This window comes from Microcystis sp. Msp_OC_L_20101000_S702 (genome assembly GCF_007095705.1).
Classification (GTDB): Bacteria; Cyanobacteriota; Cyanobacteriia; order Cyanobacteriales; family Microcystaceae; genus Microcystis; species Microcystis ichthyoblabe_A.
The window spans coordinates 1-23,171 of the sequence record NZ_SFBO01000080.1 but is presented as its reverse complement, the minus strand read 5'-3'; the positions used below and the strand labels follow the sequence as shown (position 1 = coordinate 23,171).

At 46.7% G+C, this 23,171-nt stretch carries 15 protein-coding genes and 2 pseudogenes; 9 read left to right on the top strand and 8 right to left on the bottom strand.

The window, feature by feature from the left end; translation table 11 throughout:
• Nucleotides 1-2: 2 nt before the first annotated feature.
• Both EWV60_RS08580 and EWV60_RS08575 read left to right on the top strand, forming a co-directional pair.
• A pseudogene (locus tag EWV60_RS08580) lies at nucleotides 3-258 on the top strand (IS1/IS1595 family N-terminal zinc-binding domain-containing protein); the annotation flags it as partial.
• Nucleotides 259-345: 87 nt separating this feature from the next.
• Nucleotides 346-1,074: a carbonic anhydrase gene (locus tag EWV60_RS08575; RefSeq protein ID WP_287231872.1), complete on the top strand. Its 729-nt coding sequence runs from the start codon at nucleotides 346-348 to the stop codon at nucleotides 1,072-1,074.
• 26 nt (nucleotides 1,075-1,100) lie between these two features.
• Here the strand turns inward: EWV60_RS08575 and EWV60_RS08570 are convergent, their stop codons facing one another.
• From EWV60_RS08570 to rimP, 5 genes are all read right to left on the bottom strand, one after another.
• Nucleotides 1,101-1,670 carry a low-complexity tail membrane protein gene (locus tag EWV60_RS08570; protein WP_002738450.1) on the bottom strand — a complete coding sequence of 190 codons (570 nt, stop codon included), beginning with the start codon at nucleotides 1,668-1,670 and terminating at the stop codon, nucleotides 1,101-1,103.
• A 133-nt stretch (nucleotides 1,671-1,803) separates the two neighbouring features.
• Nucleotides 1,804-4,836: a translation initiation factor IF-2 gene (gene infB / locus EWV60_RS08565; protein WP_287231870.1), complete on the bottom strand. Its 3,033-nt coding sequence runs from the start codon at nucleotides 4,834-4,836 to the stop codon at nucleotides 1,804-1,806.
• Nucleotides 4,837-4,947: 111 nt separating this feature from the next.
• A complete protein-coding gene (locus tag EWV60_RS08560) occupies nucleotides 4,948-5,229 on the bottom strand; it encodes a YlxR family protein (protein WP_024970683.1) in 282 nt (93 codons plus the stop codon).
• Complete coding sequence (gene nusA, locus EWV60_RS08555) at nucleotides 5,226-6,422, bottom strand: transcription termination factor NusA (RefSeq protein WP_002738721.1); 1,197 nt, start codon at nucleotides 6,420-6,422, stop codon at nucleotides 5,226-5,228. Before nusA ends, EWV60_RS08560 begins: the two co-directional genes overlap by 4 nt.
• Nucleotides 6,423-6,820: 398 nt before the next feature.
• Nucleotides 6,821-7,291, bottom strand: a complete 471-nt coding sequence (gene rimP / locus EWV60_RS08550; RefSeq protein WP_002756173.1) for a ribosome maturation factor RimP — start codon at nucleotides 7,289-7,291, stop codon at nucleotides 6,821-6,823.
• 213 nt (nucleotides 7,292-7,504) lie between these two features.
• On the opposite strand from rimP, the gene ftsH reads away from it, so the two are divergent.
• Nucleotides 7,505-9,400: an ATP-dependent zinc metalloprotease FtsH gene (ftsH, locus tag EWV60_RS08545; RefSeq protein ID WP_016516233.1), complete on the top strand. Its 1,896-nt coding sequence runs from the start codon at nucleotides 7,505-7,507 to the stop codon at nucleotides 9,398-9,400.
• Nucleotides 9,401-9,484: 84 nt separating this feature from the next.
• Here the strand turns inward: ftsH and EWV60_RS08540 are convergent, their stop codons facing one another.
• Nucleotides 9,485-10,273, bottom strand: coding sequence for a response regulator transcription factor (locus EWV60_RS08540; protein WP_002739319.1), 789 nt, complete (start codon nucleotides 10,271-10,273; stop codon nucleotides 9,485-9,487).
• Between the two features lie 381 nt (nucleotides 10,274-10,654).
• Here EWV60_RS08540 and EWV60_RS08535 point away from each other — a divergent pair, with 381 nt between their 5' ends.
• Both EWV60_RS08535 and EWV60_RS08530 read left to right on the top strand, forming a co-directional pair.
• A complete protein-coding gene (locus EWV60_RS08535) occupies nucleotides 10,655-11,950 on the top strand; it encodes a Glu/Leu/Phe/Val family dehydrogenase (RefSeq protein WP_287231866.1) in 1,296 nt (431 codons plus the stop codon).
• Nucleotides 11,951-12,202: 252 nt separating this feature from the next.
• Nucleotides 12,203-14,959 carry a cation-transporting P-type ATPase gene (locus tag EWV60_RS08530; protein ID WP_287231865.1) on the top strand — a complete coding sequence of 919 codons (2,757 nt, stop codon included), beginning with the start codon at nucleotides 12,203-12,205 and terminating at the stop codon, nucleotides 14,957-14,959.
• A gap of 387 nt (nucleotides 14,960-15,346) precedes the next feature.
• Here EWV60_RS08530 and EWV60_RS08525 read toward each other — a convergent pair whose 3' ends face one another.
• Complete coding sequence (locus EWV60_RS08525; protein WP_287231863.1) at nucleotides 15,347-18,451, bottom strand: efflux RND transporter permease subunit; 3,105 nt, start codon at nucleotides 18,449-18,451, stop codon at nucleotides 15,347-15,349.
• Nucleotides 18,452-18,534: 83 nt separating this feature from the next.
• The gene (locus EWV60_RS08520) at nucleotides 18,535-19,212 is read right to left on the bottom strand and encodes a C40 family peptidase (protein WP_002738550.1); all 678 of its coding nucleotides are present in this window, start codon (nucleotides 19,210-19,212) and stop codon (nucleotides 18,535-18,537) included.
• A 650-nt stretch (nucleotides 19,213-19,862) separates the two neighbouring features.
• On the opposite strand from EWV60_RS08520, the gene EWV60_RS08515 reads away from it, so the two are divergent.
• From EWV60_RS08515 to EWV60_RS08500, 4 genes and pseudogenes are all read left to right on the top strand, one after another.
• Complete coding sequence (locus tag EWV60_RS08515; RefSeq protein WP_002778390.1) at nucleotides 19,863-21,251, top strand: LCP family protein; 1,389 nt, start codon at nucleotides 19,863-19,865, stop codon at nucleotides 21,249-21,251.
• Between the two features lie 2 nt (nucleotides 21,252-21,253).
• Nucleotides 21,254-21,754 (top strand): pentapeptide repeat-containing protein, encoded by a 501-nt coding sequence (locus tag EWV60_RS08510; protein ID WP_002739277.1) that lies wholly within the window; start codon nucleotides 21,254-21,256, stop codon nucleotides 21,752-21,754.
• A gap of 331 nt (nucleotides 21,755-22,085) precedes the next feature.
• The gene (locus EWV60_RS08505; protein WP_002740387.1) at nucleotides 22,086-22,673 is read left to right on the top strand and encodes an anthranilate synthase component II; all 588 of its coding nucleotides are present in this window, start codon (nucleotides 22,086-22,088) and stop codon (nucleotides 22,671-22,673) included.
• 210 nt (nucleotides 22,674-22,883) lie between these two features.
• Nucleotides 22,884-23,171, top strand: a pseudogene (locus EWV60_RS08500) (RNA-guided endonuclease TnpB family protein); the annotation flags it as partial.

Here is a 23,171-nt window from a genome sequence, read left to right as displayed (position 1 = left end):
TTCTGATAAATATCTTTTTCTGGCTCCTGTCTGGCTTACTCAAATATCAGTCTAGCACCGAACAAAATCCCCCCCTAGTTCACCTCTATTCCCCTGTCCTAATTGTGGTTCTCACCATACGATCAAGAATGGTTCTATTCATAATGGAAAACCCAAACGTCAATGTAAAGAATGTGGTCACTGAGGCTGTCGAAGTGTGGTCAACCGTTTGTGATCAATCCCACTAATAAAACCGTCTCTGACGAAACCAAACAATTAATTGATCAACTCTTGCTCGGATGATTTTACATTGAGCTTTTACATTGAGCTTGTCGAAATGTGTCGAAATGTGCTGAATTTAATCCCATGTATAGACGAGAATTACTGCAATTTATAGGCTCTCATGCTCTTTTTGGGGCTATTAATCCAGAATTTACTTGGAATTATCAAAATATTGACCATTGGGGCGAATTATCAACGAATTATCGCCTCTGCACCACGGGAAAGCAACAAACACCGATCAATCTGAGTATAGTGACTGAAAAAGAGCTATACCAACCCACCTTTAATTATCGTCCTATACCCCTAAAAATTCGCCATAACGGTCATACAATCTTGGTTCAGACCGAAAAAGTTGGAAACATGAGTTTTCACGGCGAAAACTGGGATTTATTGCAGTTCCATTTTCATCACCCCAGCGAACATCAGATTAAAGGTCAGTCTTTCCCTTTGGAAATTCATTTAGTGCATCGAAATGGGAAGGGAAATTTAGCAGTTGTGGGCATCTTAGCCGAAATTGGTGCTTTTAATCCCTATTTACAAACCATTTGGGATTATTTGCCCCAAGAACCTTCTCCTGAAATGATTATCCCCGATACTTGGGTCAATGTCGGGCTTTTACTGCCGGAAAATAGCGGTTTCTATGAATATCAGGGGTCTTTGTCCACTCCTCCCTGTAGCGAGGATGTTCTCTGGTTAGTCTGGCAAAATACGATCAAAATTTCTCCCCAACAACTGCAACAATTGGCCGCAATTTTGCCCCGTAATGCGAGGAATATTCAACCCTTAAACGGGCGATCTATCCTGCATTCTTAGGCGAAATTGTCGGCATTTTGGCTAATTTAGATAATTTTATTAACTTTTAGACCAAAAATGGTAAATAACTCAGGAATGCGCTCAATAACTAAAGCTTCGGTCGCTGTCCAATCACTTTCTTTAGTGGCTAAAACCCCCAGAACACTCAGAGGAACCTGTAGAAATAGGTGACTTAAGAGGAGAGCGATCGCAGCAATGACTAAACCTAAAAGCCGCCATTGGGGGAGATAGGCGGCCACGGCAGCCGCTAGAGGGGCAAAATTATAGATAGGCCAAGCGATGAGAATTAAGAGGACGACTCCCAAAAGAGTCAGAAGACGATGGCGAGGACGTTGAAAAAGAGAGAGAATTTTTAACTGTTCGGGGGTGAGTTGACTCGGTTTCAGGGCGACCAACAAAAGACTAAAGATATCAAAAGGTTTTGTCCACTGCATCCAAAAGACGGGAATAATAGCGATCGCTCCCAGAAATAGCCATTCTAGCCAAAGAAAAGGCAAGGGATCGCCCACAGCTAAACCAATCCAAGCGATTTGTAAAAAGATTGGCAAAGCCGCTAACCCTGCCAGATGAATCCACAAAAAAGGTTCTGATTTCATAGAGGGAAGTGGGGAGATGGGGGAATTATGAATTATGAATTATGAATTATGACTGATAACTGATAACTGATAACTGATAACTGATAACTGATAACTGATAACTGACTCCCGACTCCCGACGGTTCAAGTGTAATTAACTGGATAAAGTGCGACGTTTCATGACCATTTCGTAGGCTTCGATAATGTCGCCTTCTTTCCAGTCATTGAATTTAGAAACACCGACACCGCACTCGAAACCGGTCGCCACTTCTCGGGCATCTTCCTTCATCCGTTTGAGGGAATCAAGAACCCCCTGATAAACAATTTCCTTGCCGCGACGCACGCGCAGGAAGCGATTCCGCACCAGTTTACCGGATTGGACATAACAACCGGCCACGGCCCCACGACCGACGGTGAAGACGGCCCGCACTTCGGCAAAACCGAGGTGTTCTTCCACTTCTTCGGGGTCAAGAAGACCTTCCATCGCCCCTTGAATATCATCGAGAAGCTTGTAGATGATATTGTAATCGCGGATATCGACCCCTTCCCGATCAGCGGATGCGCGCGCACCACTGGCCAGGGTGGTATTAAAGCCCACCACCACCGCACCACTAGCGGCGGCCAGATCCACATCGGTTTCGGTGATTTCCCCCGGAGAGGCGAGGAGAACCCGAATCTGCACTTCGTTTTGGGGTAACTGTTTGAGCGCACCGAGGATGGCCTCGACGGAACCTTGCACATCTGCCTTGAGGATGAGATTAAGTTCCTTGAGTTGTCCTTCTTGAGCTTGGATAGAGAGGGTGCTAAGGCTAACGCGACGGGAGGAGAGGGCCTGTTGTAAACGGGTGTTGCGTTGTTCGATCGCCCGTTGATCAGCGATCGATCGGGCCTCTTTTTCACTTTCATAGACATCGAACTCATCGCCGGCGGCCGGAACATCACTAAGACCGAGGATTTCCACGGCAAAGGAGGGGGTGGCCGCTTCGACTTTTTGGCCGCGATCATCGATCATCGCCCGAATTTTGCCGAAAACCGAACCAGCGACGATGCTATCACCGACGCGGAGAGTGCCATTCTGGACGAGCAGGGTAGCCACGGGACCTTTGGTGCGATCGAGGTTAGCTTCGATCACGGTTCCCTTAGCCAAGCGATCGGGGTTAGCAACCAGTTCCTCTACTTCTGCCACCAAGAGAATCATTTCCAGCAGATTATCGAGATTTTCACCCCGCAGGGCGCTAACGGGAACCATGATCGTCTCACCGCCCCAATCTTCGGCCACCAGTCCCTGTTCGGTCAATTCCTGTTTAATCCGGTCGGGGTTAGCCGAGGGTTTATCGACTTTGTTAATCGCCACCACGATGGGGACTTCGGCAGCCCTGGCGTGACTAATTGCCTCTTTCGTTTGGGGTTGTACACCATCATCGGCGGCCACCACCAGCACCGCTATATCGGTGACTCTCGCCCCACGGGCCCGCATGGCGGTAAAAGCTTCGTGGCCGGGGGTATCCAAAAAGACAATCTGTTCCGGTTTGCCGTTATGTTCCACATCGACGTGGTAAGCGCCGATGTGCTGGGTGATGCCGCCGGCTTCTCCTTGGGCGACTTTGGTTTTGCGGATCGAGTCGAGGAGGGTGGTTTTACCGTGGTCAACGTGACCCATAATGGTGACGACGGGGGGACGACGCTGGAGACTTTCCCAGTCGGAGACATCGATCATCTCCGTGGTTTTGATCGCCGCCGACTGGGTGCTGGGGGTTTCCACGGTCATCTCGAAGTCCCTGGCGATCATTTCGATCGTGTCCACGTCGAGAGTTTGGGTGATATTAACCGCCATCCCTTTAAAAAATAGGGTTCTGATGATCTCAGTTTCGGGGACTTTCATCAATTCCGAGAGGTCGCGCACGGTAAGACTGCCGGTGATGACGATGCTTTCCGGGCGTTTTTCCTCTTGGGGTTCTTGACGCTCGCTTTTCGGGCTGCCGGTGTGGGCGGTTGGTTTACTGGGCCGCTTAACTTTGACTGCTGTTGGGGTGCCAGGGGTGGCAGCTTTAGCGCTGGGCGGTTTGGGGGGACGAGCGGTGGAAAGGGTAAAACTGGGGCTATTGATTAACCCGGATAGTTCCGATTCTAGATCATCGTCATCTTCAAAGAGAGCTTGGGTGCGGCGTTTGTTTTTGCCAGCAGTTTTGGCGGTTTTGGCCGCTTTTTTCTCTTCTTCTTCTTCTTCTTCCCAGCTAGATTTTTTGGCCATGCGAAGGGGCATGGTCGGTCGTTTGAGTTTTTTGGGCCCGTCTGCTCCGAGCAATCCGGTATCTGTATCGATTTCTGTGCCATCAACACCGGATTTCTTGGTGGTGTCGGTTTCTTCCTCGCCAGTAGCCGAGATTTTAGCGGGCATACCGGGGCGAACCGGGCGCTTCAATTCCACCGTCTCCCGCACTTCTCTAGCTGGTTCCGCCAGTTTCGGGCTTTTTCCGTCGGGTTTGCGGTTGAGGGTCGGTTTTTCTGGTTTAGCCAAGCTAACCCTGTGCTCAGGACTAGGGGCGTTTTCACTCTCGCCGCGCTCGCGTTTTTCTCCCCGCGGCCTGTCGTTACTGCCGGCGGCATTTTTAGATCGGGGTTCTGGCCGGCCCGAGGCGCTGCCCGGGCGTGGTTTCGGGGTGAGGGAGGGTCGATTAGGTGGGGCGATTAAGCTGGGGGATACTTCTGGCACTAGCGGGGTTTCGGTCGGGGTTTCTTTAACACTGGCGGACTGAGATGGCATCTGTGCAGCGGTGGGGGGAGTTTTTTCGGCCGCACCGTCGCGCCCTGGGGCAGCAACGAGGGGTTTAACTGGGGGACGGGGAGGACTGATTAAAGTCGGTTTAGCTGAGGAACCGGCAGGTCCGGGATAGATTTCCCCTTCTTCGCCAGTTTCGGGGCGGTTGTGTTTATGCAGGGCTAAAATCTTTTGTTTTTTTTCTTCGGTAGGACTAACCGATTCTCGCTGACCCGTGCTATTTTTGCTGGTACTCGAAACAACTCCCTTCGCAGCAATTGCCTTGATGCGTTGGGCATCCTCTTCGCTGATCGTGCTACTGTGGCTCTTGTACTCGATGTTCAACTGGTCACAGATATCCAAAATGTCTTTGTTGTCTAGATTCAATTCTTTTGATAAATCGTAAATTCTGACTTTCGCGTTACTCATCCATTATCCCCCGGCTAAAGTGTTAGTGATCCTATAAGTTGGCTGATTTTTTGATCCTGTCAGGACTGCCCCCTTTCCATGGTAACGATTTTGTGGCTATGATCGTCAATTTTAATCCTGATTTGGACGACCTTGTTTGGCAGTCCCGATGCGCTCTTGCAAGGATTCATAGAGCGTTTCGGGAATATTGGCTTTTAGGGCCCGTCCGAGACGATTTTTTTGCCGGGCCAGTTGTAGGCAATTAGGTTGCGGACAGATATAGGCAGCCCTTCCCATGCCTTGATCTAATTGTATCTGTCCAGACGGGTGTAGTCGGACAATTCGCCAAAAGGATTCCTTCGGGGCGAAGAGACGGCAGCTAATACAGCGTCGATAATTGACGAAGGGGTTCATTCTTGGTCTAAATCCTGCGCTTCTGGGTCGGTTTCATCGGTTTTTACCTCTTGTTCTCCTTTATACAGGGCGATATCCTTAATATCGATTTTCCAGCCCGTCAGACGGGCGGCTAAACGCACGTTCTGCCCTTCTTTGCCAATCGCTAAACTTAATTGATCCTGGGCTACCAGTACCAATGCTTGTCTTTCTTCGGCATTAGTGAACAAAACTTGGTCAATGCGGGCGGGACTAAGGGCATTGGCGATGTAGGTGGCGGGATCTGGAGACCAGCGAATCACGTCGATTTTTTCGCCCCGCAATTCGTTCACCACGGCTTGAATCCGCGAACCTCTGGCCCCAATACAGGCCCCAACCGGATCCACGTCTCTTTCTAGGGTATCGACGGCGATTTTTGTCCGCGAACCAACGTGACGGGAGGGGGGATTAGCTTCCCGAGCGACGGCGACAATACGCACGATTTCCTCCTCGATTTCGGGAACTTCGTTGGCGAACAAATATACTACCAAGCCTGCCGCCGCTCTGGAAACAATTAATTGCGGGCCGCGTTGAGAACCTTCCAAGACTTTTTTGAGCAGAACTTTAAAGGTGGCGTTGGCGCGATAGTTATCGTTGGGCAGCTGTTCCCGTTTGGGTAGTTCTGCTTCCACTTCCGGTTGACCGTAGGTACTTTGTACCATGACAATGGCGGCCTGTCTTTCAAAACGGACGACCCGGGCCTGTAAAACGGTTCCTTCCAGATCTTGGAACTCCTCTTGAATCATTTTGCGTTGGTTATCCCGCAGTTTTTGCAGTAAAACCTGTTTAGTTTGAATCGCCGCCATGCGACCAAATTCTCTTTGGTCGGGGGTGACATCAAGAACTACTTCATCCCCTAATTGGGCTTCATCGGCCACTTCCTGCACCTCTTTGAGACCGATGTGATGGTCGGGATTGGTCACTTCTTCCACAATAGTTTTAGTAGAAAGGATGCGAAACCCTTCTTCTTCTACGTCTAATTCCACATCAAAGTTATTGAAATAATCTTCATGAAATTGAGCGGCTTTTTCTAAACTTTGGGCGCGGCGATAACGTTCGTAACCCTTGATAAGTGCCTCACGCAAAGCCTCCTGTACGGCATTTTTGGGCAGATTATGTCGTTGGCTAATTTCTTCGAGCATTATTTTTAAACCAGGCAAATTAACAGTGGCCATAATTATTTTTTTCTCCTTACTTTTGAGTGATTAGTTTTTTAGCTATTAGCCTTGTATCAGTTATCAGTTATCAGTTATCAGATGTAAGTTTTAAGTTAATCAGTTAGTTATTTATTTAGGTTCTTCGTTACTTGGCATGGTTCGATAGGGGAGCATAAATCGACTAAATCCTTATCTGGTAAGAGACTTAATTGATTAGTTCGCTCTAGATCAAAAACAATTGACAAAAATCGCCAAATGCCTTTCTATATAAGGGTTACATCCCTTATAACCCCCGTCTATTGCATAACACAAACCGAAGAGCCTTTATTTATCTTCATCTTTTTTATCCCTGATTACTGATTACTGATTACTGATTACTGATTACTGATTACTGATTACTGATCACTGATCACTGATCACTGATTATTGCGCTGCTCATCTAAACGGACGCTGATGACAGTGGTGCGATCGATGGTCAGGGCGCGACCCTTTTGGTTAAGATAAATAGATTGCTCATCTCTACCTTGCAGTTTTCCGCGCCATTCTTTTGGTTTTCCCTGGCTATCTTGGCCGGTAATGATGACGGGAAAACCTTTAAAAGACTGAAATTCACGCTCACTGCTCAGTTGTCGAGAAATGCCGGGGCTAGATATTTCCAAAACGTAGGCACCGGGTAAGATCTCTTGACTGTCGAGGGCGGTTTCTAAAGACCGACTCATCTGCTCACAGTCCTCTAAACCAGTATCTCCCGCAAGATTGCGAATATCAACGCGCAGGACGGGAGGCCTTTTATTGGTTTGGAAAACGATATCGACCACTTCTAGCCCCAAGTTTTCAGCGATAGGGGTGGCTAGGTGCAGCAGGTCGGGGATGAGCGGATGGGTCATGATTTAGACAATAAAAAAAGCGGGCGAAACCCACTTCCCTAAACTGTTAGTGATTGGGATAGGCAGTTGTTAGACCACCTAGCTGAATACAGTATAGCAAAAAACCGTCATCACTATTTGCCCTCAGGGTCTTGCCGGGGAAAAACAGAACAGTGGTCACGATCGAGTCGATCTGTCACAATGAATACAGGGTAACTAGATATAGAGTCAATTATGGATCAAAAATCTCCGCTCACCGTAGTTAGAGCCAAGTCAGCTAAGAATCGTGGTCATCGGCCAGTATGGAAAGGGATTGTCACCACTTGGATGATTCTGCAAACCTTTGGCCATGTCACTCCTGCTTGGAGTCAAAAAAACCAAAATACCCTCACCTACGGTGAATTGTTAGAGAAAATCGAGCAAGGCAAGGTAAAAAAGGTGGAAATCAATCCTTCTTTGCAGCAGGCAGCAGTTACCCTCGTCGGTCAAACGGATAAGGATACCCCGAAAGAAGTTAATTTATTTGACCAAAATCCCGAATTAATCAAGAAACTCGATGCTAAAAAAATTGAGTATGGTATTCTCCCCACCACTGACAATTCGGCCTTGATCAATGTTCTCACTAACCTGTTAGTGATTATTATCGTCTTGGGATTATTGGTGTTTATTATCCGTCGTTCTGCCAATGCTTCCGGTCAAGCGATGAACTTCGGTAAATCAAGGGCGCGGTTTCAGATGGAGGCGAAAACTGGCATAGAATTCAATGATGTGGCCGGTGTGGATGAGGCCAAGGAAGATCTAGAGGAAGTGGTAACATTCCTCAAACAACCGGAAAAATTTACGGCTATTGGTGCGAAAATCCCCAAAGGAGTCCTGTTAATTGGTCCTCCGGGGACGGGAAAAACTTTACTGGCTAAAGCGATCGCAGGAGAGGCGGGAGTACCTTTTTTCAGCATCTCCGGGTCGGAATTTGTGGAGATGTTCGTCGGGGTTGGTGCGTCGCGAGTGCGAGATTTGTTCCGAAAAGCCCAGGAAAATGCCCCTTGTTTGGTTTTTATCGATGAAATTGATGCCGTTGGTCGTCAACGAGGGATCGGTTATGGGGGAGGTAATGATGAACGGGAACAAACCCTGAACCAATTATTGACGGAAATGGACGGTTTTGAGGTCAATACTGGCATTATCGTCATTGCCGCCACCAACAGGCCCGATGTTTTGGATTCGGCCCTGCTGCGTCCGGGTCGTTTTGACCGACAGGTGGTGGTGGATTATCCAGATTCTAAGGGACGTTTGGCCATTTTGGAGGTCCATTCTCGCGATAAAAAGGTGGCTGCTGATGTGGCTCTGGAGGCGATCGCCAGGCGCACCCCCGGTTTTACTGGGGCAGATTTGGCGAATATGCTCAACGAAGCGGCGATTTTTACTGCCAGACGGCGCAAAGAGGCGATTACGATGGAGGAGGTCAACGATGCGATTGATCGGATTGTGGCCGGTATGGAAGGGCGCGCTTTAGTGGATAGTAAAGCCAAGCGTTTGATCGCCTATCATGAAGTCGGCCATGCGATTGTCGGTACTCTCTGTCCTGGCCACGATCAAGTGGAAAAAGTCACCCTGATTCCCCGGGGTCAAGCGCAGGGGTTAACTTGGTTCACTCCCGATGAAGAACAGGGTTTAACCAGTCGTTCCCAGTTGTTGGCCCGAATTGCGGGATTATTAGGGGGACGGGTGGCGGAGGAATGTGTCTTCGGTGAGGATGAAGTGACCACCGGTGCTGGTAATGATATTGAAAAAATTACCTATCTGGCCCGACAGATGGTAACGCGTCTGGGAATGTCGGAATTGGGATTGATTGCCCTAGAGGAGGATGGTAATTCCTATCTCGGTGGTGCTGGCGCTGGTTATCATGCCGACCATTCTTTCGCGATGATGGCAAAAATTGATGCACAAGTGCGGGAACTTGTCAAGCAATGCCACGATTTAGCAACAAAACTTATCCTTGACAATCGTATGGCGATTGATCGCTTGGTGGAGATACTGATTGAACAGGAAACCATTGACGGCGACGAATTCCGGCGTTTATTGACGGAATTTCAGCAACAAGCGGATCGGTCAATGGTGACTATGGTTTAATTTGCCCTTCGTCTCCTTGCTTCATTCAGTGCTTAGGAGACGATTTCAGCCAAAAATCTGCTAATCAGTCGGACAAAGCCAGAATTAACGACTAACATTGTGAGCGGGGATTTTACTCATGGAATGACCGTTATGATTGCCTTTGGTGGAAGCAATAATATTAGCTTCTAAAGCTGAATTGATCTCGGCCAACATTTCTAGATTGAAACGATAGCCGACGTTGCGGACGGTTTGAATTAAATTAGGTTGTCTGGGATCGGTTTCGATTTTTTTCCGCAGAGAGAGAACATGAGTATCAATTGTCCGGGGGTTATCGATTTCCTCGGGCCAAGCGCGACGCAGTAAATCGGCTCTTGATAGGGGTGTTCCTTCCGCTTGAGCTAAAACGTAGAGTAGGCTAAATTCTTGGGGGGTTAATTCGATATACTCCCCGCGAAATTGTACCCGTCTTTGGGCTAAATCTATTTTTAATTGTCCATAATCCAAGTGTAGGGGAGCAGCCCTACCGCCTAAACGACGGGTTAACACTTCTACCCTAGCCATAAATTCTTGCATTCCAAAGGGCTTTTTCAGGTAGTCGTCGGCCCCGGCTTTTAAACCATTGACCACATCTTTTTCGCCATTGCGGGCCGAGAGAATCAGTATTAGAGAATGTTTTTGTTGATAAAGCCAACGGCAGAGTTCGATTCCATCCCCGTCGGGTAAGTCGGAATCGATAATTGCTAAGGTTGGTTGACGGTGAAGGAAAGCTTGACGCGCACTTTGCAGGTTTGCCGATTGATTGACCAAATAGCCGGCCTGTTGCAGATGCCAAGCTAATAGCGATCGCAAGTGCGGGTTGCCCTCAACAATAGAAATATGGATCGATACCACTTGAGTTTCTGCCCCATTACTGCACAGATTGACACATTGTCAGGGTATCAGAATTAATGTCAAGATGTTGTAACAATCGTAACATTCGTCAGCCGTCAGCTTTTTAGCTATCAAGCATCAGTGGTCGGTGGTCGATGGCAAATTAGGTTACATTTCATCTTTGTATCGTTGACAATTAAAATTAAATGGAATTAAGCGATCGCATCCTCTTGGTGGATGATGTACCAGAAAATCTCTTACTCACTGAAGTTAACTCAACACTAACCTTGTTTGAGAACACTGGTAGGCAATTCCCGCCCATGGTTAATTAAGAAAAATAAACTGTAGTGAAATATACGGTTTTGACCTGTTCTAATGGGGATAGATAGGGGAAAAAAAATCATGTCGAAATCACTCTTTACCGATGCCAGCAGTCGCCTAGAACGGGCCCTTAAGTATGTCTCCATTTCCGATGATGCGATCGAGCGGTTAAAATATCCCAAAGCTAGTCTTAGCGTCTCCATACCCGTCCGTATGGACAACGGCACTTTAAGAATCTTCCAAGGCTACCGCGTCCGCTACGATGACACCCGCGGCCCCGGCAAGGGGGGTGTGCGCTATCATCCCAACGTCAGCATTGATGAGGTGCAGTCCCTGGCCTTTTGGATGACCTTTAAATGCGCCCTGCTGGATTTGCCCTTTGGTGGGGCTAAGGGCGGCATTACCCTAAATCCGAAAGAATTGTCAAAAGCCGAGTTAGAACGCCTTAGCCGGGGCTATATCGAGGGTATAGCCGACTTTATCGGTCCCGATGTCGATATTCTTGCCCCCGATGTCTATACCAACGAGATGATCATGGGTTGGATGATGGACCAGTACAGCATCATTCAGCGTAAAATTAGTCCGGCGGTGGTGACGGGGAAACCTTTAACCATGGGAGGCAGTCGCGGCCGCGATACGGCGACGGGAACGGGGGCTTTTCATGTTATTAACTCTCTTTTGCCGAAATTAGATAAAAAACCCGCTAATACTACCGTAGCCGTCCAAGGATTCGGTAACGCTGGGGCTGTAGTAGCGGATCTCCTCGCCAAAGCCGGTTATCAAGTGGTGGCGGTAAGTGATTCCCAGGGCGGCATTTATCGGGAAAAAGGCCTAGATATTGCCAGTATTCGTGAGTATAAACAGGAACATCGCGGAATTACTGCTATTTACTGTGAGGGTACTGTGTGTAATATCGTAGAACACGAGGCGATTAGTAATGAAGAATTATTAGCCCTAGATGTGGATGTTTTGATTCCAGCTGCCCTAGAAAACCAAATTACCGCCGAAAATGCCGATCGCGTGCGGGCAAAATATATCTTTGAAGTGGCCAATGGTCCCACTACCTCGGAAGCCGATCGCATTTTAGACTCAAAAGGAATTCTCGTTTTCCCCGATATTTTGGTTAACGCGGGTGGGGTAACGGTGAGTTATTTTGAATGGGTGCAAAATCGCAGCGGTCTTTATTGGCGATTAAACGAGATCAATGAGCGCTTAAAAGAAAGAATGGTGACAGAAGCGGAAAAAGTCTGGTCTTTCGCCCAGGAGTTCGATATATCTCTGCGTAACGCCGCCTACGCCCAGGCGATTGCTCGTCTCGGAGAAGCCCTAGATGCCAAGGGAACCCGCGACTATTACCAAAATAAGACGAGAGCTTAAAAGCTATTGTCTTTTTCAGGGCGTTAAGTGGGTTTGGCTCTAGGTTTTAAAAATCCCAGAGAAGCAGATTCCTAGCCAAAAATTAAGATTCTGGTCGGCTAAAAAGATCCTAGGCAACCCGATAAATCGACGTTGCCTAGCAGCCGCTTAGAATCCCTAGTCATTTACGCGGGGGAATGGTGTGCAGCAAGAGCAAGAACCTATCCGACTGATAGGATCAGAATATCCATCTGCTAAATATTGGAGAGCATGATGCCAGTTCAATTATCGTTGCCCTTGTATCATCAACTTTCTCAACCAGAGGTGATTGAATACTTGACCAGCGATGGGTCAACGGGCTTATCAGCAGAAGAAGTGGCTAGTCGCTACGAAAAATATGGCCCGAATGAACTGCGATTTAAGCCGGGGAAACCAGCTTGGTTGAGATTTTTGGGGCAATTTCATCAGCCGCTACTCTATATTCTCCTGCTTGCGGGTACTATTAAGGCATTTTTAGGGTCTTGGACGAATGCCTCGGTGATTTGGGGAGTTACCCTGATCAATGCCATTATTGGCTATGTGCAGGAAGCTAAGGCGGAAGGTGCGATCGCTTCCCTAGCCAAAGCCGTAACCACAGAAGCGACCGTGTTGCGAGAGGGACAAACTCTCCGGATTCCATCTCAGGATTTGGTGCCAGGAGATATCGTTCTATTGGCATCGGGGGATAAAGTACCGGCGGACTTGAGGCTGCTGAAAGTCCGCAATTTGCAGGTGGATGAGTCTGCCCTGACCGGGGAATCCTTGCCCGGGTCAAAAGCGATCGAACCCTTACCCGGGGATACGCCCCTAGCAGAAAGGACAAACATGGCCTACGCAGGGAGTTTCGTTACCTTTGGACAGGGCAAAGGGATCGTTGTCTCTACGGCCAACGCCACCGAAGTGGGGCAGATTTCCCAGTCGATGGAAAGCCGAGTCAGCCTTAGCACACCCCTGACCCGTAAATTTGCCCAATTTAGCCGCACCCTACTCTACACAATTTTGACCCTAGCAACCTTGACCTTTACCATCGGGTTAGGACGGGGGAAATCTTGGATCGATATGTTTGAAGCTGCCGTTGCCCTCGCAGTGAGTGCGATTCCAGAAGGGCTGCCGGCAGTGGTAACGATTACCTTGGCAATTGGGGTCAACCGCATGGCCCGTCGTCATGCGATTATTCGTAAACTGCCCGCAGTGGAAGCATTGGGGAGTGCGACCGTCATTTGTTCCGACAAAACCGGAACCCTGACCGAAAATCAAATGACTGTACAGTCCATTTATACCGAAGGGCAATATTACGCCGTTAGTGGTGGTGGCTATAGTCCCAAGGGCGAAATTAGTCTGATCACCGATGGCAACCCCAGCAGCCCATTTGCAGAGGAATTACCGCCGGCCCTGGGGGATTGTCTGGTAGCTGGTTTGCTTTGTAATGACTCCGGGCTAAAACAAAGGGGAGAAGATTGGTCAGTGGTGGGGGATCCTACGGAAGGGGCGCTGATTGCGGCCGCTGCCAAAGCAGGTCTCAGTCAATTGGGGCTATTGTCTTTAACCCCACGATTGGATGCAATTCCCTTTGAATCTGAGTACCAATACATGGCAACCCTGCATGATGGGATACCTCGTCTGATCTATGTCAAGGGATCGGTTGAGTCGCTAATGCGTCGTTGTTCCCAGATGATCGATCGCTATGGTCAGATGACCGCGCTGAACGCCCAACAGATCGAGCAAGCGGTAGAAACGATGGCAGAGCAGGGTTTACGGGTGCTTGCCTTTGCCAAAAAAGCAGCCGCGACCCATCAGCATTCTATCGACCATGAGGATATCGAAACAGGCTTGGTGTTTCTAGGATTACAGGGCATGATTGACCCGCCTCGTCCAGAGGCGATCGCTGCTGTTCATGCCTGTCAAAGTGCCGGGATTCGGGTCAAGATGATTACTGGTGATCATCTTGTCACGGCGCGGGCGATCTCGCGTAGCGAGCGCGTTGCGAGCGCGGAACGGATGGGCATTAAAACGGCAGCACAAGTCTTAGCATTTGAGGGAAAAGAATTAGCGCAAATGGATAATCATCAACTGGCCCAAGCGGTGGTCGATGGATCGGTATTTGCCAGGGTTGCCCCTACCCAAAAACTGCAACTGGTGGAAGTACTCCAGTCTCAAGGAGAAATCGTGGCGATGACCGGCGATGGTGTCAATGATGCGCCAGCTCTCAAGCAGGCCGATATCGGCATTGCCATGGGGAAAGGGGGAACGGAAGTCGCCAGGGAATCTGCTGATATGCTCCTCACTGATGATAACTTTGCCTCGATCAAGGCCGCTGTCGAAGAAGGACGCACCGTTTATCAAAATTTACGCAAAGCGATATCTTTTCTCTTGCCTGTCAATGGTGGCGAATCGATGACGATTCTGATCAGTACCTTACTAGCACGAGATTTACCCATCCTCTCCCTACAAGTACTCTGGTTGAACATGATCAACTCCGTCACGATGACTGTTCCCCTGGCCTTTGAAGCAAAATCCCCCAGCATTATGCAGTCACCACCACGCAATCCCAATGAACCTTTGATCACCAAAAAACTATTGCGCCGAATTTTGGCTGTTTCATTGTTTAACTGGATTCTGATTTTTGGTATGTTTGAGTGGGCTAAATCGACCACAGGAGATATTGCCGTTGCCCGCACAATGGCAATTCAATCCCTTGTGGCAGCACGGGTTATCTATCTGCTCAGTATCAGCCAATTAGGGATGAGCCTAGTGGACTACCTACGTCGTCAGTCAACCTCGATTACTAATGCACCAATCCTAATTTTGGGGATTGTGGCTGCTGTTGCCCTACAAATTTTGTTTAGTCAATGGGGGGTGATGAACAGTCTGTTTGCAACGGCGACCCTAAGCGGTCATCAATGGCTAATCTGTTTGTTGCCGATGCCGCTCATGGTACTTTGGGCAATTTTTACCAATGTTATCGATCCTCCTCATTGTCAGGGGAAATAACTAGGGTTTGCGGCAAAAAGTTTGTTGGTGGGGTTAGGAGTCAGGAGCCGGTCGTCGGTCGTTTGAGGCTTTGTTGCCCTCTCTTTTTGTACCAGTTTATGTACTAAAAGAAGGATAATGCAAGGTTTTTGGCTCTCCCCGGTTTGGTGGGTAAAATGTATTCTAAGATACATTCCTCCTAGCGAGGGGGTGGAACGAACCACAAAGACACAAAGATCGATCAATCCTATGTAAGTCAAACTTATCACACAGAACCTAGAAGAGCCTAATTTTTACTTATCTTTAGCCAACATTGGGTTAGGAGACAGTATTGTCCGAGTCGGGAGTCAGCTTTATTCTCCCCACACCCCACACCCCACTTCCCCACTTCCCCACTGTGCAAGAAGATTATTTTCTGGAGAATAAAACGTAAAAACAGGGAATAATAAACAGAGTTAACAGAGTTGCTAAAGACAAACCCGAAAAAACGACAATTCCTAAAGGTTGCAGGAATTCTCCCCCCTCTCCTAATCCTAAAGCGAGGGGAAATAAACCTAAAACCGTGGTCACGGTAGTCATTAAAATCGGTCGTAAACGTTGGGGAGCGGCCTTTAAAATAGCTTGTAGTCGAGTAAAACCGAATTCTTGCCGCAATTGATTGGCTAATTCCACCATAATAATCCCGTTATTAACCACAATCCCCACCAATAAAACCACCCCGACGATGACAATGGCATTAATCGGGGTTTTGGTCAAATATAGTCCGAAAATTCCCCCCGCTAGGGCCAAAGGAACGGTTAACATAATCACCAAAGGGTCTATGAGCGAGTTATACTGGACGGCCATGACTACAAAGACTAAAAATACCGATAAACCCGCTAATAAACCCAAAGAACCCTGAATTTCTTGATTAGAGATGGCAGCAGCACTGGGTAAAATGCTGATACCATCGGGTAAGGGAGTGGAATTTAAAAGCGATTGTACCCCTGCGAGTGCGTCACTTAATTTCGCACCCTCGACCAAACTGCCGATAATAATAAAAACTTGACGCTGATTGATTCTCTGGATGACTCCGGGGGTTTTTCCCGCTTCAATCCGGGCTATATCTGCTAATTTTAAGTCTTCTTGTCTATTGACAAAAATAGGTATTTGTGAGATGTCACTAATTTTTTGCCGCGAGTTGGGGTCCAATTGCACCCGGATATCTATTAATCTTTCTCCCCGTTGCAGTTGGGTGGGGATTGATCCTTGAATAGCGGTCCGTAGCGTTTGTCCCACTTCCAGGGTACTCAATCCCAAACTATTTAAGCGGGTCCAATCGGGTTTAATCTGGATTTCCGGTTGTCTGGGGTCAGCATCGGGACGAAAACGCGCACTAGGGACTTTTTCATCGAGAATACTGAGGATTTCTTCACCAGCTTGCTCTAAAGTTTTCCCATCTCGTCCCTGTAACATCACATCCACGTCAGCACCAACGGAGGGAGAGTTATTAAGAATAATACCGCGCACTTGACCGGGAGTGAGACGCAAACGCACGTTAACGAGGTTTAATTGCTCTAGTGCTTTGCTCATGCGTTCGATATACGCTTCTGTATTAGTGCCTTGTTTGAGATTAATCGTACTAGAACCGCGCAAAATATTTTCATTGGTAGTTGTGCCAAAAAGAGAACCGCCACTGGTAGTAAAAACGTACTTAGTCTCTGGTTGTGATAATAAAATCTTTTCTACTTCCCGCATCACCTGACGGTTAGTATTTAAATTGGTACCAGGAGGAAATTGAGCAAAAACGTTCACCTGTCCGGTTTGAATACGACTAAAGACTTCCTGGGGGATATATTGCCAGAGATAGAAACTACTTCCCCCTAAAATTAAAAAGGCCAGCAGGATAACAGGTATTCTGTAGCGGATGATTTTAGCTAAAAAACGACCGTAGAGGATGGTTAAACCTTCTAGACGTTGACTAAAGACTTTTAAGAGCCAAAATCGCTGAATACCACTAGAAAACCGCATATTTAACAAACGACTGGCTAACATGGGAACAACGGTTAACGCACACAGGAGAGAAGCAGCCACAGCAAAACTGATAGTGAGGATAATCTCGTTAAACAGCAGGGAGATAAAACCACCCAGTAATAAAAATGGCAGGATAGAGACGAGATTAGTCGCAGTGGAGGCCACTAAAGCGGATTCTACCTCTTGGCTGCTATTCCGGGCAATTTCTAAAAAATCTCGCTTATTTTGGTTTTGACTAACTTTGAGGGCAATATTTTCCAGCATGACGATGGAATTATCCACCACGATACCCACCCCTAGGGCCAATCCTCCCAAACTAAACACATTTATCGATAACCCGAATAACTTCATACAGATAATTGCGACGAGGGTAGAAAGAGGAATCGCTAGGATAATGATAAAAGTCTGTCGCAGGGAACCGAGAAAGACGAATACAGTCAATCCTGCTAGAATTGTCCCTGCTAGTCCCGAAGAAACCACGTTATTAACCGCATTTTGGATAAATACAGACTCATCGCTAGTGGGGACGACTTGTATTCCCCCGGTCATTAACCCGGATTTTTTTAATTCTGTAATGCGTTTTTTGACCCCTTCTACCACAGCAATCGTGTTCGCATTCGGTTGTTTTTGGACGCTAACCCTGACGGCATTTTTTCCATTTAGGGTGACAAAAATTCTTTGTTCTTCTGTCCCATCGATAACTCTGGCCACATCCCGCAGATAGATTTTTTCTTCGGGATTATTACTATCGGTCAGTGCTAAATCTTGGATATCCGCTACGTTTTTAAATTTCCCCACCGCACGGGTTAAAGGTTCCCCAGTTTCTCCCTCTAGTCGGCCCCCAGAGATGTCCTGATTGCGTCTTTTTAGGGTGTCTAAAACCTGATTTAATCCCACTCCCAGAGATTGTAATCGCTGCAGGTCAATATTAACTTGAATTTCTTCTCTAACTCCCCCAATCACGTCCACCACTGCCACTCCTCCCACAAATCCTAATTCTCTCCCTAATTCTTCATCAGCAAATAATCTTAAATCTTTTAGGGGTAGGGTATCAGAAACGAGAGCAAATTCATAGACGGGTAAACGAGAGGGTTCAAATTTGTTTAAGCGCGGTTCCTCAATAATATCGGGTAAATTTTGTCGGACACGATTAAAACTTTCGGTAGCTTCATTTAAAGCGACATTTAAATCTCCCCCCGGTTGAAAAAATAAATCTACTCGCATCCTTCCCTCGCGAGTTTCTGAATAAACTTGCACTACTCCCTCGGTGGCACTCATTCCTTCTTCTAGGGGTTTAGTTACTTCTTCGAGAATAACTTCCGGGGAAACTCCCGGGACATTCATCCTTAAACTAATGCGAGGATAAGTGATAGAAGGAAGCAAATCTACTTGTAAACGATTTAGAAAAAAAAGACCGATGATGATAACTGCTATAGTTAACATCAATACTCCTATGTGACGACGAATTGATAGACCGCTTAGGGAGATGTTTTCTAACATGATTACCTATGGGGGAGAGTAAACAGTGAACAGTAAACAGTAAACCCATAACTGATAACTGATAACTGATAACTGATAACTGATTAATTGTGCATAACTCGACCGAAACTCCATAATTTTTGATAATAATGACGACTGACGCTATCCCTATCATCGGTGAGTAGATTGATAGCGATACCATTGTTACCTGTTTCTTTTCCTGAACTGTGGATATATTGATTATTCCCTAGATATAAAGCCACATGATTAACTCTTTTATCACCAAAGAAAATTAAATCTCCTGGGAGTAATTCCTCTCGGTTTATTTTTTGACAAAAAGCCTCCTGTTGATAGGAATCCCTCGGCAACCAAATGCCAAAAGTGGCAAAAGCAGCCTGGATTAATCCTGAGCAATCGTAATTAGGTGCAAGGGTTCCACCCCAGAGATAATGATTGGTACAATTCATTGCTTCCTGAGTAAAAGAGATAATCTCAGGAATATGTTTTTCTATGTCCGAACGAGTTAGAGGAATTTTTTGATAAGCTGTGGTGGCCGCCGCAATTGCATCTAAATCTTCTCTGCATAACCAAGCTAAATAATTATCTTCCCTTAGCTGAATTTGTAGCCCTTTTTCGGTAATTTCTAGGGAAATAAATTTTAATTTTCTTCCCCGTTGTGCTTGGGTCGCTAACTCTTGACAACTGGGAGAATTGTAGAGATTTAAGTCTCTTAGACAGAGATATTCCTGGGTAGATGATGGGGGAAGGGAGATGATTTGCATAAAAAATAGCTCAGAATTTATTGACAGAAAAAACTGCATTACTAGCCAAAAGCAAAGGGATAACAACGAGGAGAATAACCTTAGTTCGTTCTGTCATCTTCAAGTTTCCACCTCTCTTAATTCGGCTCTCTTATTCTTTGTGTGAGCAGTTTAACTTACTATAGAAGCGATCAATCTTTGTGTCCTCTGTGTCTGGAGTGGTTCCTTCCACTCGCTCGCCAGCAGGACTGTATCTTAGAATACATTTTACCCACCAAACCTAAGAGAGCCTTAATTCTTGGCCATAAAGATAATCTATAACCGAACTGAATCCCTGAAAAATTATTAAACCTATGGCATAATTAACCTTTCAGGGTTCAAAAACTGCAAAAATAAGGCTTAAATGGCATACAATCGGTGAATAGAGCGTTTAATCGTTTATTATTCGTTTTTAATTCTCCTGACTACTGGCTACTGGCTACCGACACCTAACCCTAACAACAATTTTTGATTTTTACAACAGGTCTAGGATAGCCAGTTCCTTAACAATATGTGACGATAACCGGCGAGAGGGGGTGGCCAATATCTGGAACTTTTGCTCTAGAGATAGATTCTAGGGATCAACAGTCACCTCCTAGAGTAAGCTTTTAATCAGATGTTGAGGTTAGTCTATGGCCAATGTTTCGGGGCGGTTTGAAAAGCAAGAATACAGCCAAAACTCAGAAAATACCGTCGCGGTGGTCAGTTCAGTCATGTCCGGTTTAAAAAAAGCATCTCCCCTGCAAAAGGGCTTATTTTGGGGAATAACCCTCAGTTTTACCGCCCTAGTTTCCGCCACTGTTGGGGCTGCCGTCGCTTTAATTAGTCCCTTACCCGCACCAATTGGGGCCATCTTCCAAAAAACATCTTTTCCCACCCAAACAGACATCCTTGAGGATCAAGCTTGGAATAGCTTAATCAATCAGCAGCTTTCTCGTCCTGTTAATATTTTAGTTATGGGCATCGATCGAGTTTTAGATGCCAAAAACGGCGATGATGTGTTTAAAGGTCGCAGCGACACCATGCTCCTAGTGCGCTTCGATCCTAGCGATAAAACCGTGAGAATGTTGTCTATCCCTCGCGATAGCCGCGTCAGAATCCCCGGCCACGGTTTCACTAAAATCAACGATGCTAACGTTCACGGTGGACCAACTCTAGCGGCAGAAGTTGTCACTAATACTTTAGGGGATGTCACCATTGATCGCTATGTGCGGGTTACTACCGATGCCTTTAAGGAATTAGTCGATTTAGTCGGGGGTGTAGAGGTTTATGTACCCGAACGAATGTATCATAAAGATGTCACCCAAAAATTAGAAATTGATTTACAAGAGGGTTGGCAAAATCTCAACGGCGACCAAGCAGAACAATTTGCCCGTTTTCGTAACCCGCAATACGGCGATATTGGTCGCGTACAAAGACAACAAATTTTATTAAAAGCACTTCAAAAAAAGATTTTTAGTCCGACAATTCTCCCCAGTCTCCCGAAAGCAGTACAGGTTTTACAACAATATATCGATACGAACTTAAGCGTCGAGGAAATGCTGGCTATCGCCAATTTTGGCCGGGAAATTAAACAGGATAACTTAAGAATGATCCTACTCCCCGGCCGGTTTAATAGCCTCGAGGAATACGATGGTCGCAGTTATTGGATTTTGAACCGTCGCGAAATTAGAACCATTGTGGCTAATAATTTTACCGATAACCACGCGGGGGGAGAAACCTCCGTTTATAGTCTGGGGATTGCCATTCAAAATGCCACCAATACCAAAGGTTTAGCCCGTCGTACTCGTGATTATCTGGCCAAACAGGGCTACACAAATGTTTATATTAGCGATGACTCCTCCCAAAAGCTAGAAACCACGGCGATTATTGCCCAAAAAGGTGATATTCAGTCCGCTAACCTCTTGAAAAATCAATTGGGAATCGGTAAAGTAGAATCATCCTCCACTGGTGCTTTAGACTCAGACCTAACTATTCGGGTGGGTGATGATGTGGCCCAGTTTCTCGACGCTCAACAGTAACAATGTTGAAAAATTTTTTCAGTCTGGTTTTAATTATTTTGCTGGCGATTCTGTGGCTACTTTTCGCGGCCCGTCCGGTGGCTTTGGCCCAAGATAAAACGATTAACTATAGTTTTGCCCAGCTGCAAGATCGGGATTTTTCCCATCAGGATTTGCGCGGAGGGGTTTTCGCAGCTGCCGCAATGCGGGGAGTTAACCTAGAAGGGTCCGATTTATCCTATAGCATTCTCACCGAGGCTGTCCTCTTAAAAGCTAACTTAAAAGGGGCTGATTTAACCGCCTCTTTGGTAGATAGAGTTACCCTCGATTTTGCCGATTTAACTAACACTATTTTTACCGATGCGATCGCTACTCGCAGCCGTTTTTATGACACAATTATTACTGGGGCCGATTTCACTAACGCGGTCATTGATAACTATCAGGTCAAGTTAATGTGTGAACGGGCCGATGGCATTAATCCAGTCACGGGAGTGGCCACCAGGGATAGTTTAGGCTGTAATTAGGGTTTGCTGAATAAATCTAAAAACCTTGTTGGGTAATAATTTTAGACTTTTTATCAATCAAAAAGTACCAGATCTGGGAGTGATCGGGGGGAAAATCCCTAGACTTTTTCCCTGAAAATTAGGTAATTGACCCCCTCAAAACCCCACACCCCACACCCCACACCCTGTCCCCACAAAAAACTTTTTGCCGCAAACCCTAATTAGCAATTCCGGCCAGATTCTAACTGACGGCACAAAAATAGCCTACCCCCTACACTCCGGCTATCTCGATCGAGACAGCAGAGGTGTAGAATGAAAATACTGAGCGAGGCTAGAGAAAGGAGAGGGACTCTTGATAATCGTCATCGATAACTATGATAGTTTTACCTACAATTTGGTCCAGTATTTGGGAGAATTAGCCTCCGAGTTCCCGATCGCCTTGCCGATCGAGGTCTATCGTAATGATAAAATCGATCTGGCCACGATCGAACAAATGCGGCCGGATGGGATTGTCATTTCCCCCGGTCCTGGTCGTCCGGTCGATGCGGGCATATCTCTGGAATTAATCGCCAAATTTGGCCCCCATTTGCCGATTTTGGGGGTCTGTCTGGGTCATCAAAGTATCGGTCAGGTATTCGGGGGGGATGTGGTCTCGGCCCCGGTCTTGATGCACGGCAAAACTTCCCCAATCTATCACAACAGTGAAGGGGTATTTCAAGGCTTAGAAAATCCTTTTACTGCCACCCGTTACCATAGTTTAGTGATCGATCGCTCCACCATGCCGGATAATTTAGAGATCACGGCCTGGGTGGAAGATGGCACGGTCATGGGAGTCCGTCATCGGGATTACCCCCAGATTCAAGGGGTACAATTCCATCCCGAAAGTATTTTAACCACTGCCGGCAAGGAACTTTTAAGAAACTTTCTCCGATCCCTCTAGTGTTTACCTATAATGTCGGCTTGAAGGCTCTCGGTTTCACCTCGGAGATGAAAAGCCGACCAGCATAGAACAGCACTTCGACACATTTCGAGGGGCTTCGATGTAAAGGCTCAGTGACACGAGCACGACTAAAAATAACTCTAATCTATAGTTGCCAATTTAATTTTAGTATGCTAGAATAGTTTGCGATCGTTGGGTCGATAACGCAAAATGTTTGTTTTAGAGTACAAGCTTAGAGGAAAACCATCTCAATATCAAGCCATTGATGAGGCTATTCGGACAGTCCAGTTTGTTCGGAATAAATGTCTTAGATATTGGGAAGACAATAAAGGTGTAGGACAAAAGGATGTATATAAATATGTCACTCAATTAAGAAGTCAATACCCTTTTGTTCAAGACCTTAACTCTACAGCTTGTCAACAGGCTTGCGAACGGACTTGGACTGCTATTCTTAGGTTCTATAATAACTGTAAGAACAAAATTGCTGGTAAGAAAGGA